Source organism: Mucilaginibacter gynuensis (assembly GCF_039541195.1).
Lineage (GTDB): Bacteria > Bacteroidota > Bacteroidia > Sphingobacteriales > Sphingobacteriaceae > Mucilaginibacter > Mucilaginibacter gynuensis.
In genome coordinates this window covers 209,746-224,073 of record NZ_BAABFT010000005.1, presented here as the reverse complement: position 1 = coordinate 224,073, position 14,328 = coordinate 209,746, and the positions used below count along the sequence as shown (strand labels likewise).

The window sequence follows — 14,328 nt, the reverse complement described above, 5'->3', positions numbered from 1 at the left end:
ATTGTATTCATCAGGAGCAGGCACAAAATAGGTTACTCAATTAATATCATACCAGCCCAGTTGTAGGGTGGATTATTTTTACGAATACCAAGCTGAGCCGATCTGAAAGCCTGGTAAATTGGCATGCTGTTATTTGATTTTTGCTGATAAAATTGTTTTGTTAGTTCTATAGTTTCCGATACGGGTAAATTCCATAAACTTAAAAGCATATTTTGTACACCCGCCAATTTGAAACCTCTTTGCAAGCCAAATACCCCCTCGTTGCCTTTAATATCCCCAAGGGCAGTTTCGCAGGCGGCCAGCATCACCAGTTCGGTATTGCTAAGGTCGAGGCCTGCTATTTCATAAGCAGTAACCACACCATCGTCCTTACCCTCAACAGATGCTCCGCCGCTCCATACATAGTTTGCTCCGGCCATAATAATGCCGCTTCTGAACATTGGGTTATCAGCAATTGAATATTGCAGGCCATTATTTGTACCTGTGTTAGTAACAACGGCCTGTTTTGCAAATCCATGGGTAGCAATGTATAACAGCCTGGGCGATTTTCCGCTTAACTGCTTTAAACTTTCTTCAGTAGCCGCATCTCCGGTGATAACAAAAGTGCTTTCTTTGGCTGAATTGTACAGGGCACTAAGTGAATTAGCCTCGGTAAGCGTAACCGGCATCTGCGGCCAGTAAGAACCAGTTATATTTTTATTTTCTCCTGAGGATAAATTTGTTGCTTTAAGCCCGTAATTAATATCGGCATATAATACTGCATCGGGGCCGCTGTAGGAAGTATTGTTTTGTTTTTCGGCAATTTGCCTTATGCTGTTAAACAGCCTTATTTCAAATTTATCTATAAAATAACTATCCTTATCGGCCGGAAGCGCGTTAAAGTTTACACGGCTAAGTAAACCGGCAGGTGCAATAATAAATTTCGTTGTTCCGTTTAAAAACGGAACAAGAGGTTGCCATATCAATTTATATAAAGCATCACTTTTTCTGCCTGTTATTTTGTTACTGCCGGGTGTTAAGCCGTCGCCGTAAAGTGAAGTTATAAATTGTTTTGATGAGGTTCTGTCTGCTGATAATAGTGCCGCTAATTTGCTTTCTTCACATAAAGGTACAAAACGAACAGCCGCGCTACCCGCAGGGATAATGAAAGCGCCGTACCGGGTAGAATCTGCCCGGCCCTTATGGTAATATTTAAAAGATACAAATTCAATCGCTGTTTCTCCGTCAGATAAATTGCGCTGAACCTGACTAATATCTACTTGGTTATTTTGCCTGTAGCTTGAAAACGATGCTGATAGCCGGTTGATTTGCTTTTCTTGTTCATTAGTTACGCTGGTAAGGCTATCAATAATATGGCTTACACTTGCTGACGCCGGGCGGGTATATTGCCAGGCTATTGCCGACCGGTTGTTACTCCATTGGTTAACAAGTTGTTTTAGTTGCGTATCACTGTTTTTGCGAATGTTATTTAAAAGCTTAGCCTCATCATTAAGTACGAGACCTTTTAACCGCAACTGCTGATTGCAGGCTTGTAGCACAAACTCGGTAGTAGGGTTAGGGTCTGTAATTAATAACGATGCAGATAGATCAAATGCCGCTACCTGATTATTCAACAGCGCCATTTTCTCTTGTTCACTTAAAAAGCTAAAGTTGTTTTGTATACTGCTCATTACAGGGCCAAGTATTGTTGTAAAATACTGCTCGGCCAGGTTAAAACGGTTAGTGGTTTCGTATAATTGAATGAGGTTAAGCACCCTCTCCATGTGCTCCGGATATTTTTCGGCTAATGTTTTTTTATCATAAGCTAATGCTTTTTTCAGTAAACCTTCGGCAGTTGTAAAGTCAACCTTTTGCAGGTATAGGTTTGCAAGTTTTTGCAGTGAACTTAAGTAGAGTTTTGAATCGGTTACTTTACCATTTGGCTGCCGTTCGGCATAATTTACTATTTTTTTATATTCTATGACAGCCTCATCTGTTTTCCCGATAGCGTTATATGAATTTGCAAGTACATTTAATACCATTGGATTAGTAGAATTCTCAAACTTTTTACACAACAGGGTTACGGTATCAACCAGGTTATTGTACTGCGTAGTTTTGCCGGTTTCTTTATATAATTGAGCTAAAAGAACATTGTTTTGTATGTAAAAAACGTCTACGCCATCACGTTTCTCATTAACATCAACAAGTTGCAGCATGTTTGATGAAACCAGTTTCTTTTTATCCAGTTGCTTGTCCATCATTTTTGCCACTCCCATGGGCATCATCTGCTTTATAAAGTCAGCCGTAGGATCAATTTCATTGGCGGGTTGGCGGTTATCAACAGCAATAGCTTGCTTCATTAAGGCTTCTGCGGCGGTGTAATTTTTATTTCTGCTGTAAATTGCAAATAAACGCTGTACCTCACTCCATGGTTCGGCCAAAGCCAGCCCGTTCCTGTAGCCGTCAAATGTTATTTTTCCTTGCCGCAGTAGTGCAAGATTGGCAGCGGTAAGTGGTTTATTGACCGGCTTGGCAGCACTTCCCCGTATTATCATCTTCATTAAAGATTGCGTCATTTTCATAGCTGCCGCCTCATCTTTATCTTCGCTTTCTATCTTCGGGTTTGAAAACTCTTCCCATTGTTGCTCCATACCTTTCTCCAATTCAGCAGTATCAGGTTTAAGAGCCATTAGTTCTTTATGAGCCTCAATAGCTATGGCCAATTCAGCTTTTGACTGGGCGTCTGTTTTCTTTGTCAGTTCCTCTATTCTTTCGGCCGATTCTGCTTTTCGCGTAGAATCTGACAGGTGAAACAAGTTGAACATGTAAGCCCTATACATTTCTTTTTCGGTTTGCGGCTTAATATGCCCATACTCCATAAAAACCATTTTTTCCAGCAGGTTTTCGGCAGCATTGAAGTTACCCATCTTTTCATATAGCTTTGATAGCTGATTGATGGTGTATAGCTGTTCAAGGCCAGGCTCGGCACCGCTATAACTTACTGTATTAATTAAAGGCTGTTTTAGCAATAGTTCCGACTTTGAAAAATCGCCGGTGAACTCATACATAAGCGCCAAAACCCTTAACTCGTGTAAATATTGCGTTAATTGTTCAGGGTCTTTATCCACCGCAATTTTCAGCGAATCAACCCTTTTAGTTAGTATCGGGATGGCTTCGCTAAATTTACCCTGGTACTCCAGATTGATAATTTTAATCATACTGCCCAGTTTTTTTATTTCGGCTATCTCTTCAAGCCGGGCTTGTTCGTCTGTATCCTGGGCAAGTGATACGTTGTATGCGGCAAGAAATAATAATGTGAAAAGGATAGTGATGGTTTTCATGTAATAACAGGAGAGTAGGCGTTGGGCTATGTGTAATTATATATTTATTTCAAATTGATAGGCTGTACCATTATTATTTTTAACCGTCATTTGTGCGTTAAGCTGCCGTGTCATTAAATTTACCAGTTTTAGGCCAAAAGAGGGTATGTCTTTCTTAGCATCAGGAATAATACCTTTGCCGTTATCACTCAGGTTAAGCAATATTTTTTCTTTCCCGGTTTTTTGTATACTAAGATATATTTCGCCGGGGCGATCGTCAAACGCGTATTTAAAGGCATTGGTTGCTAATTCATTTACTATTAAACCAATGGCTACGGCTTTATCGGCATCAAGCATAAGCGAACTTATTTCTACTCTAAGGTTGATATACTTTGCTTTATCGCCGCCAAACGATGCTTTTACATGGTGTAATAATTTGCTTAAATATTCTTCCATTTCAATTTGAGTAGTACTGTGATTTAAGTATAACTTGTTATGAATTAGGTTCATTGAAGTTAGCCTGGTTTCGTTTTCTCTAAGTGCAGCTTTTGAACTCTCGTCGCTCAAACTTTCAATTTGCATAGTGAACAACCCGCTTAGTATTTGCAGGTTATTTTTTACCCGGTGATGCAAATCCTGCATAAGGGTTTGAATACGCCGGTTAGCATTATTTTTAAGTCTGAAGCTGTTATAGGCAATTGCCAATAACATAAATAGCAGTACCGCTGCAATAATTAATATGATGATTGAACTTTTTTGCTGGCTTACAATTTTGCGTTGCAACTCGTTTTGGCGGTTAAGCGCAATAATGTTATTTTCCTTTTGAGTGGTTTGATATTTTATTTCAAGCTCTGAAATAGCCTTGCTTTTGTCAATGTTGAACAAGCTGTCTTTTAATGCAGCTTTTTTACGATCGTATATTAACGCGCTTTTATAGTCATTGAGTTGCGAAAATATATTAGCTTTTACCTCATAAATATTTTCTGATAAATCCGGAAGGGTTAGTTGCCGGGCTATACTTTCTGCCTTGCTGATGGCCAATAAAGCCGGTTTGTATTTTTGTTGAGCCAGGTAGAGGTTCGCGAGATCTAAATTACCGCGGGCTTTGTTTTCCCTCATGTTGTAATTGGCCGCTATATTAAGGGAACGTAAAATGTAAATTTCGGCTTTGCTTAAATCATGTTTTATTTTCCATGCCGAGCCTAGGTTGAGAAGTGTTAATACCAATATGCTCGAATCTTTTTCATTGCTGCGTAATTTCAGGCATTTTGAAAGGTAAAGAATGGCCGAATCGGGCTGTTTATTTTCGCTAAAGGCAAATCCCATATTATTTAATGATTGGGCTATTAAAGTGGTATCACCGGTTTTTTGGCGTAACAACAATGCTTTGCGGTAATACTCCATGCTTTTTTTATTATCATGTAACGAAGAAAAACATGCCCCTATGGAATTGTATGTTGCCGACAGATCAAGCGTATCTTTTAAACGGTTAAAAATACCGGCCGATTGAAAAAGATAAACGTTTGCTGCCTGGAAATTTGAAAGCCTCATTTGGCAAGTGCCAATATTAACATAAGCATTACCAATTCTTTTTTGAAGGTTGTTTTTCTTATAGTAGCTAACTGCATCGGTATAATTGGTAATAGCTTGCTTATAGTTATTATTCACCTGGGCTATTGCACCGCTTAATGTCAAAAAATCACCTGCAAGCGAGTCAATCCCGTTTGCTTTGGCCAGCGATAACCCTTTTTGCGAAAAGATGCGTGCGTTGTTAAAATCTTGTATTCCCCAGTAATAATAAATAATAGTGTTAGCACATAGTAACGCCTCACGCGGCAGCTTTTCGGCTGCAGCAAATTCATAAGCCTTATGTGTAAGTAATATTGCCTGTTTGGGGTTGGCGTTATAAACAGCAGCGGCTTCTTTTAGGGCAGCGGCAATTTTGGTGTTTGTTTTTTGAGCAACAGCAAGGTTAGCAAGAAACAGCAAAAGCAATAATAAATATCTTGTAAAAGTGATATTTGAAGGGCGTTTAGGAAGGGGATTCATATTAACCTTTAACGTACTAATAATTAGCAGGGTTGTAAAATAAAAGGGCTGTAAATAATTATTTACAGCCCGGTGTTATACTTAGCGCGGTGGCGGCGGTGGTGGCAATTGTGGCGGGGTTTCAGATCCGCCGCCTTCCATTATTGTTTTTAATTTTAAAGCAGATGGTTTTACTTCATCTTTTGTACAGCTTGTTAATAAAGCAGCAATGCACATAGCTATTATAGCTACACTTAATTTTACAGGTTTCATTAGTAACCTCCTTTTAGTTTTTGAGTAAAAGGGAGGACAGGAGGCTTTTTTCAGGGGAGGGGGCGCTGTCGCCCATAATGTCCGCCCGAACCCCGAAAAAGCCTTAAGAACGATGTAATCTTCGCGCTGATTACGATTGTAAAATTAGCCGGGTATTAAGAAAATGCACGCTTAGCAGGCACGTACGTGCCTAACAGAAGGGCACGTATGTGTCAAATAAAATTATATGTATTTTGTTGATAATTAAAGTGTTATGCTTATGGCGATGCCGTGCGTAGCATTCTATGGCTGCTAAGTGGCACTACAGTTTATGAAAAGTGCGTAAAACTGTCCAAAAAAATACGCCTTATTATGTGTTAATGAGTTTTAACAGATCGTGAGGTTCGGTAAGTAGTAAATTATTGGCGCCGTGATCTATCTGTGCAAAATAGGCCACGGCGAGTTTGCCTTCGCGGTTGTACTGAATTTTTACCCATGTCGTGTTATCACCAAACATATGGTGTGTGTCTACGCTTTTTATTGCATCGCGCCGTATAAGTTGATGAATGTTGCCGTCAAATATTAAGTCACCGTTGGGGTAAAAATGCAGTATGCCATTATCAGGGTTTCGCAGAATATCAAAACGACCAAACGAATTGGGAGTGTATAATACCGGTATACCTATCGGCTCGTTTGCGTTTTCAATATTGGCCGCTGTTAATTTCCCGGGCGATGTTTCTTTCACCGGTTTAACGGTGTCGGTAAATTTATTGTTGAATTTTTCGTGATCTGCAATATTCGAGTACATTAAAACCGGCAAAATCATCAGGTATTCGAAGCCCATTAACCTTTTAGGATTGCCATCTTCTATAGTTTTGCATATTTTATTATACCGGTCGCGTAAATAGTTGTGATACTCTATCCACGATATATCTGTGCATTTATCGGTTATTTGTTTGATATTTTGAATTTTATCTCTCAAGTTTAAAGCCCACCTATCTTTTTTGAGCTCGCCGTTATGCAGCAGATCTGCATTTTTAAAACATATTTGAAAAAGGGATTGGGCGGCTACCGCATGTAGAGATATCTTACCGGTTTTTTCCATATTTTTAAAACGATGACGACTAAGACCTTAAAATTAGTTTTTTTAGCCTTTTTGACCATGACAATTCCGGCGATTGCTCAAAAAAAAGGTGTTACCGATAGTGTAGTGATCAGCCGGTATAATCAATGGTTGAAAACTTTTCAATTAAATGAGTTAATACAAGCTTATGAGTTAAAGACTATTACAAGCCCTCCTGTTATTGGCAATGATACCGTAAAAGGGAGCATTACGCCGGTAAAGGTGCTTGTTTTAAAGCCTGCTGCAAAATATACCGACCTGCAAGATATGGCAACAGCATGGAACTACGTTAGTGAAGGCTTAAAAAATAAAGGCATCAATTTAAATGAACTGATGCTTACTAAGCTGGCAACTTACAGCGATTTACCAATAAATAATGTAAAAGTGATAACGCAAGCCGATACATTGGGGGTATTTTTGCTAAACATATATTTTGACGGAAAGATTAAAGATGATAGTAAGATCAATACAATTATGGGGGGCGAATTAAACGTAAACTATGATTTTAATGCCCCGCCAATAAATTCAATACTAAGTAATACTTATAACTTAAAACGATCAGTAGGTGGGTTAAATAATTACCTTCCGGTTTTTAGTGCCCACTTTAAGCAATACAAGCATAAAAGCGGAACCAATGTTGAAATACAATCTTTAAATACCGGTGGGCATTTTTTACAACTTAAAATACGCAATATAGTTGGGCAGGTAACCCATGGTAACTATAACGAAATTATTGAACTTATTATTACCATGGACGATGACAAGAACGGACTGCCCAAAATTAATTATATGGCCACCGTTTTGTACGCCGGCGGTATATTTAAGGCGCCTAAAAATGAAAGCGATTATGATGATGCGGCAACTGAGCCCGACTTACATGCTCAGTTGAAAAATTATAATAATACTTTAAACACGCTTTTTAAACAAGTTTTCCATGCCGGGCTATAACGAAGCATCATTAAAAATAAGATTAGTTAAAATAGGTCTTACAAGTCGTGTGTTTATAGTTTTAAGTGTTTTTTTACTTACTAATAGCGGCGGCTTCAGCTTAAGTACTTTTAGAGAACTTATATATATTATATTACCGCTAAGCTGCTTGTATGTAACCTTATTTTTAAGGTTTATAAAGAAAAACATTTATCAATATCCTAATAAGGGACAAAAATTAACAAATTCCTATATTAATCTTAGTTACTATGGTTTGCTAACATTAAACCTGCTCGAAATTGTGTTGATGTTTAGCCAGGCATTTTTCAGCATTACAGATCTTAAACATTTTTTTCTTTATATCGTATCTGTTGAGTTTGTATCCGGCGTGTTTGCAGGTTTATATATAGTTGATCTTTTTAGCAATAAGGGCAGCTCATAAAATGAACTGCCCACAATATGCGATATGGTTTAGGAGCAAAACAGCATAGCTGTTTGTGTATCGTTCTTATAAATTATATAGCTTAATTGCTCCATGTTATGGGCACATTTCTTACTTCAATCAATCCACCTTTTTTGTCGCCTCCGCCACTCCAATTGCTGGTTTCGGTAAGTAAGTTAACAAGGGTAAACTGTTGCACAGATGATAAAATGTTTGAAAAGGTTACCGACCCTTTCATGCTATTACCGGTAGGTAACTGTTTTGATAATGTACGATAGTTATTAGTATTATTTTCGCCGGCAAGGGTAATCAGGCTCGCATCAAAAGTATTACTTTCATTATCGAGGGCATTGGTTTTTAAACTATAACTATGAAAGCCCATTTTTATAAGTTGATGAACCTTGTTTGGGTTACTAAAGCTAAAGTAAAGCGTAACCGTTTGGTTATGAGAATTTCCGATGCAGCCTGTAACTGTAAAGTCAATGCCATTGTCGATATTTTTTATTGACATTTTACCGCTGTTTACGTTCAACTCGGTTGTTGACGGCGCACTTCCGTTATTAGTTGGTGCTGATGAACCGGCGGATGATGAATTGCCGGTGCCTGTATTATTACGTTTTCTGCCCGGAAAAAGATCAGATAACTTTCCTAAGGCTGATGCAGCCGCTGATGCTTTTGCCCCCGTTGAACTTTGTTGCGGGGAGGACGCTTGGTTTTGCCCCTGTTTTGTATTATAAGCGCCTGCTATACTATCGAGTTTACTACGATTTTTAGGTTTAATTGCGCGCTGTGCAGGTTTTTTAACCGAATCAATTTGAGCAACAACTTCACTCTGTGCCATTACAGCAAGAAATGCTGTAGCCAAAATTGCGGTAAGTAGAAATTTTTTCATCAAAGTATGTATTAAGTTTGGGTTCAATGTTACACTACTTCGGTGTAGTGCATGGGCAATAAATGCTTTACTGGGCCTTGTATTCTAATAGTAATTTGTTGTCTTCAATATTGCTGGCTTCAAATATTTTTTGAAGGTTTTTATCCAGATTATCGTAAACTACCGAAGCATCATTTGTGCCTATTACTTTTAAAATGACAATGCCTTCTTTCAAGGTTGATTTTACAGTGATTTTTCCTTTAGCTGCGATATTGCTTTTTAATGAGGTAAGATTGGCATCGGTATATTTAATGTTTGATATAAAAACAAATACTGTATCTTTTGGCTTCTTTTTAAATACCGGCCCAAACGCGCTTAACTGCTGTTTTACCAAATTAGCCTGATCAATTGTGGAACTTACCTTATCTGCCGTTGTTGCAGGTGCATTTGCAGGTGTAGTTGTTTGAGCTTTAGTTGTACCTGCAATTATTAAAAGCAGCGCCGTAACTGTAGCCGTTAGCTGTAATTTAAATTTTGTGTTCATTGTTTTTTATTTAAACTTTGTATGGTATTTGTTATAACCCGGCTAAAATCAGTTTGATGCCGTTCATCGTTGTTTCTTTAAGGTTATCAGCATTAATTGTTTGATTATCGCCAATGGCCTTAACCGCTATTACCTGTATATAATATGTTCCGTTTTTTTTGGCCATAACTATAATGTTGGCAGCCCTGCCTCTAATCACCTTATATCCCGAACCATTGGTTGTAAATACTTTTAAAGCAGCATTTGCCGATAGGTAAGCGCATGAGTTTATACCCGCGTAGTTAAAGCAGCATTGTGTGTTTAAATTTGAAAAGCCATTAGGTAGCGTAACCGTAATGTCTGTAAGCGGGCTTGTTGAGGTGATGTAAGCATCAAGGTTGGTCCAGGTAAAAATTTCGTCAATGTTAACAATGCTGATGCCACGGTCGGGGGTATTATTTGTAGGGGGCATAACTACCGGTCCTGTTGGTATCCCATCCGGGCTTATTGTTCCCCATAATGCCCATGTTATTTTATTTGCATTATTATTAGCAGTAGGGGTTCCTTTAAACGCTGAGGGGAAACCGAATGTAAAATTTGATACCGGGAAATTTGATACTAACGATATTTCTTTGTTTACTTTTAAAGGATTACCCTTATTGTCATAAGCCGATATTCTGATCATGCCACCCGATTCAAGCAAGCCTTTGTTTGATATGGTTGTGATGCCGGAAAGCACCATGTCTTTCACTGTTGTTATAGTTTCAAGTTTTACCAGCGCGCTTCCGTTTATTGCTGTTCCGTTAGCCAGTGTAAAAGCATGAGGCGGTATATAAACACTAATGTTATCGTTAACAACGCTGCCACCGGTTGCGTCTTGCACAGTTGCACTATCTGTATTAATTGGGTTGTTTGTAAGGGCTTTGCTTATCTCTGATATTACAGGTGTGCCCGACCATTTATTTTCAATATCAACGTCTTTCTTTTTTGAGCAGCTTATTAAAATAATGAGGCATAAAAGTGGTAGCCATTTGCAGGGGTTCATAAAATTTAATTGTAAAAGTGTTTCATTGTATTTTTTGGAGTACTCAATAAAGTTAAATTTTAGGGTACATTCCCGAAGACGAAGTTTACCAAGGGAGATAAATTCCTTGTGAAGGAGCGGTATTAAACGACGAATGAAAAAGGCATTATTTACTTGTGATTTTCGCTCGAAATACCTTACTTAACCATGTAACAGCTAAAGCGATAATTACAAATGGGAAAAGTTAAAGTGCTTATTGTAGAAGACGAACTTATTATAGCCGAGTCTTTAAAAATAATGCTGGAAAATATGGACTATGAAGTACCTGCTGTTTTTACATCGGGTACCGCTACGCTTGAAAATTTTAAGCCGGGTTTTGCCGATATTATAATTATGGATATTCATTTGGCCGAGAATACCAATGGGATCGATACTTCTATTGAGATCAGAAAAATAAGTACAGCTCCCATTATCTATATAACTGATGATAAAGATGAGTATACACGCAAAAAGGCTATATATGAGTCAAACACAGTGCAATATATTACCAAGCCATTTACGAGGCTTGATATTTCAATAGCTATTGATTTGGCATTAAAAGCAATGAAAGGGCATAACCTGGAGCTCGCCCATGCCGCCAATTCATCGTACATTATTAACGAAAGTATTTTTGTTAAGGATGTGCAGGGGTATAAAAAAATCATGATAGCTGATATTCTTTACCTGAAAGCTGACGGAAGCTATTGCAAACTATCGTACAGGGGCTCAAAAAAGAACGATGAAAAGGCTATTGAAGATATTATGTTCAGTGAAAACCTGAGTTATCTGGAAGAGAAGCTTGTTTTTGCAAAAAACCTTGTAAGGGTGCATCGCTCTTTTATTATCAACGTTAACAGCGTTAAAAGGATACAGGAAAACCGCTTATGGATAGAAGATATTGAGATTCCGGTAGGGAAAACATATAAGAACGAAATACGAAACAGGTTTAGGTTTATTTAGATCAGTTGGCTTTGGGCATTTGTCAATGTCTAGCCATTTATATTAGGCCACAAGCAATAGGAGTTTACCCTTTTACTTTAATAAAATTTATTTAAATAAAATAACAGTAAAACATAAAAGGAGGAACCATTAAGGCGCCTCCTTTTATGCTTTTTATTAACCTTACGCTACTTATATAGTAGCTTCCCAGGCATGTTTTTGGTTTTCCTTCAGCATATCTTCAATTGCTTGCGGCACCACGTTGCGGAATTTGCCTGTTTCGGCCGGTACTATGCGAATCATGGCTTCTATCATTTCGTTAGGATCAAGCCTGCCCTCGGGTACGCCCAGCATGGCATCAAAAGTGGCTTTAAGGTCGGCCTTTTTGGTATAGTTTACATTATCATCCAACCAGCGGAATGGTGTTTCGGCCATGGTTTCGTTATACCCGGTGAGGTATGGGCCGGGGTTAACAGTTTGTATCTGTATGCCGAATTGTTTTACTTCCTGCTGCAAGGCTTCGGCGATTGATTCAAGCGCGTGTTTGGTTGATACATACACACCGAAGCCGGCAGGAGTGAACAAACCGCCCATTGAAGACGTAAATACAACCTTACCTTTCTTTTTAGCTACAATAAATTGGTTGATGAATTTTTGTGCCAGGCTTAATGGTGCGAAAACATTGGTTTCGAAATTGCGGCGTACCAAATCAAGCGGAATTTCAAATACCGGGCCTGCCTCGCCTATACCTGCATTGCTGAAAAGTACATCAATATCCCAGGTTAAGGCGTAGGCAACATCATATTGGTCAAGTATATCCAGTTTTTCAACACGCAGGTTATCCTGAATGCCTAATGAGATGGCTTTTTCTCTTAAAGGAGTTACCTGCGGTGAAATCTGTGCACCTGCTATTACTTTGTGGCCTAATTGAGCTAAACCGATGGCTACGCCTTCTCCGAAACCGGAACCTGCTCCGGTGATCAAAATTGTTTTAGTGTTTGACATTGTATTAAAATTTAATGGTTTATGTATAAATTGTTGTTCGATTTTTTTTAGATGATGCTTCCGGCAGCCGCTATCTCGTAATCCTGATCGGGGCTGCCGCCTGATACGCCTATGTAGGCTACCGTTTGTCCTTCGGCTTTTATGGCCATTCCTCCCCTGAAGCCTACAAGGCCGCCGCTGGTGTGCAACATGCCGTAGGTGCCCATTTCGGGCGCAAGGAAATTGCCTACCTCTTCGGAGTTCATCCTGAAAAGCATGGCGGTTTTAGCCTTGCCCATCGAAATATCTATCGAGCCTAAAAAGGCATCATCCATTCTAAAAAAAAGTTTCTGATGACCGGCGGTATCAACAATGGTGATGTTTACGCTTATACCAATCTCATTGGCTTTGTCAATAGCCTGTGTTAAGGCCTTAAATGTTTGATTGTGTGTGATCTCCATGGTATTAAGTTTTTGTTTCGTTTTGATATATCAAAGGTGGGCACAATCAGGAGCCTGCTTTGTAGCAACATCAAAGGTTCTGTTATGAATTTCAAAGATTCGGGCGATTTTTAGCCGGTGTTATGTTTACACGGTATCATTCTGCAAACTATTTCCTCAAATGATTTTGTAAATTGCCTTTGATTCTGTGTCGTACATTTTATCAGAAATTGATGAGCGGGAAATTTGATTCGTTAAAAAGAATACTATGAAAACAACCATTGATTCAAAGATCATAGATACGCTGCGCGATTTGCCGGATATGATTCCGGTACTGCGGGATTCGTACGAGAGCTGGACGATCAGGGTATTCAACCGGAAACAGCATGAATGCCGTAATTATTTATCGCCCAACCGGCGCGATTTTTACAAGGCGCTGCTCATAACAAAAGGAACGGGTGTTTTTACCATGGGGCTCAATACTTATTACATTGAAGAACCTACCTTATTATATATCCATCCTAACGATATCATTTCCTGGAGAAACCTTTCTGAAGAATCAGGCGGCTATTATGTATTGTTCAGGAAATCATTTATTAATGATCATCCGCAATTGAAATCTGTGATTGATAAATTTGGCTTGTTTTCTGAAAAAAATAAAAGTGTGATCAGGCTGCAGGAAACAGAAGTACCTGCTATTACCCATTATTTTGAACGTTTGGAGGCCGAAGAGCTGGAAAATGGAAGTTTCAGAGAAGATGCCATGCAGGCTTATATGCAACTGCTGATGGTGGAAAGCATGAAGATAGGCCGCTTTCCGAAACCGGATGGTATAACGGAAGATTTCGGACATATTCACCAGTTTTTTAATCTGCTGGAAAGTGAAACTTCCAACATCAACTACAGCAGCCCTATTCGTATTAAAACAGCCAAGGAGTTTGCCCATAATTTGAACGTGCATCCAAATTATCTGAACGAGCTGCTGAAAAAACATACCGGGCAAAATGCCAGCACGCATATCCGTAACCGCATATTGGAAGAAGCCAAAGTACTGCTGCTGCAAACCGACTGGAGCTTGCAGGACATTAGCTACAGCATAGGCTTTGCCGAACAACCAAACTTCAACTTGTTCTTTAAAAAGAATACAGGTGTAACTCCTGCCGAATTCCGCAGAAGTTACCCTGCGTTGGCTTAGTACAACTATAATTATTTCAGTAAATTCCGGCTGCTTTTAATCCGTATGAGGCCGGAATAATCATATCATAGTAAATATTCCAGGGCTTTTCTTAATTGATATTTTAAATTAATTTATTGTTTTACAGTTACTTAATTAAGTATATCCATTTAGCACGGATGACAAAATTTGATTAGTAATTGATAAAAAGGTATTAGTTCGTGCTGGTTAATTGAAATATTTTTAAAGATATGTTTTCGGCT

Annotated in this window: 12 protein-coding genes; 3 read left to right on the top strand and 9 right to left on the bottom strand. The window is 38.7% G+C overall.

The genetic code is table 11. From position 1 onward, the window contains the following. Positions 1-32 precede the first annotated feature (32 nt). From ABD894_RS11910 to ABD894_RS11895, 4 genes are all read right to left on the bottom strand, one after another. Positions 33-3,320, bottom strand: coding sequence for a CHAT domain-containing protein (locus ABD894_RS11910; protein ID WP_345211258.1), 3,288 nt, complete (start codon positions 3,318-3,320; stop codon positions 33-35). 36 nt (positions 3,321-3,356) lie between these two features. After that, a complete protein-coding gene (locus tag ABD894_RS11905; RefSeq protein ID WP_345211257.1) occupies positions 3,357-5,348 on the bottom strand; it encodes a histidine kinase dimerization/phosphoacceptor domain -containing protein in 1,992 nt (663 codons plus the stop codon). Between the two features lie 81 nt (positions 5,349-5,429). After that, positions 5,430-5,600, bottom strand: a complete 171-nt coding sequence (locus tag ABD894_RS11900) for a hypothetical protein (RefSeq protein WP_345211256.1) — start codon at positions 5,598-5,600, stop codon at positions 5,430-5,432. A 349-nt stretch (positions 5,601-5,949) separates the two neighbouring features. Beyond that, entirely contained in the window at positions 5,950-6,684 is a 735-nt protein-coding gene (locus ABD894_RS11895; protein WP_345211255.1) for a hypothetical protein, read from the bottom strand. 57 nt (positions 6,685-6,741) lie between these two features. Between ABD894_RS11895 and ABD894_RS11890 the strand changes: the two genes are divergently transcribed. Then, entirely contained in the window at positions 6,742-7,650 is a 909-nt protein-coding gene (locus ABD894_RS11890) for a hypothetical protein (protein WP_345211254.1), read from the top strand. Positions 7,651-8,153: 503 nt separating this feature from the next. On the opposite strand, the gene ABD894_RS11885 is transcribed toward ABD894_RS11890, so the two are convergent. From ABD894_RS11885 to ABD894_RS11875, 3 genes are all read right to left on the bottom strand, one after another. Then, complete coding sequence (locus ABD894_RS11885) at positions 8,154-8,963, bottom strand: hypothetical protein (RefSeq protein WP_345211253.1); 810 nt, start codon at positions 8,961-8,963, stop codon at positions 8,154-8,156. A gap of 67 nt (positions 8,964-9,030) precedes the next feature. Next, positions 9,031-9,486, bottom strand: a complete 456-nt coding sequence (locus ABD894_RS11880) for a hypothetical protein (RefSeq protein WP_345211252.1) — start codon at positions 9,484-9,486, stop codon at positions 9,031-9,033. Positions 9,487-9,517: 31 nt separating this feature from the next. Next, positions 9,518-10,510, bottom strand: a complete 993-nt coding sequence (locus tag ABD894_RS11875; RefSeq protein ID WP_345211251.1) for a hypothetical protein — start codon at positions 10,508-10,510, stop codon at positions 9,518-9,520. A 213-nt stretch (positions 10,511-10,723) separates the two neighbouring features. On the opposite strand from ABD894_RS11875, the gene ABD894_RS11870 reads away from it, so the two are divergent. Further along, positions 10,724-11,488, top strand: coding sequence for a LytR/AlgR family response regulator transcription factor (locus ABD894_RS11870; RefSeq protein ID WP_345211250.1), 765 nt, complete (start codon positions 10,724-10,726; stop codon positions 11,486-11,488). A 171-nt stretch (positions 11,489-11,659) separates the two neighbouring features. Here ABD894_RS11870 and ABD894_RS11865 read toward each other — a convergent pair whose 3' ends face one another. Continuing rightward, entirely contained in the window at positions 11,660-12,472 is an 813-nt protein-coding gene (locus tag ABD894_RS11865) for an SDR family oxidoreductase (RefSeq protein WP_345211249.1), read from the bottom strand. A gap of 47 nt (positions 12,473-12,519) precedes the next feature. Beyond that, entirely contained in the window at positions 12,520-12,912 is a 393-nt protein-coding gene (locus ABD894_RS11860; protein WP_345211248.1) for a GlcG/HbpS family heme-binding protein, read from the bottom strand. A gap of 247 nt (positions 12,913-13,159) precedes the next feature. On the opposite strand from ABD894_RS11860, the gene ABD894_RS11855 reads away from it, so the two are divergent. Further along, positions 13,160-14,086: an AraC family transcriptional regulator gene (locus ABD894_RS11855; protein WP_345211247.1), complete on the top strand. Its 927-nt coding sequence runs from the start codon at positions 13,160-13,162 to the stop codon at positions 14,084-14,086. Positions 14,087-14,328 lie beyond the last annotated feature (242 nt).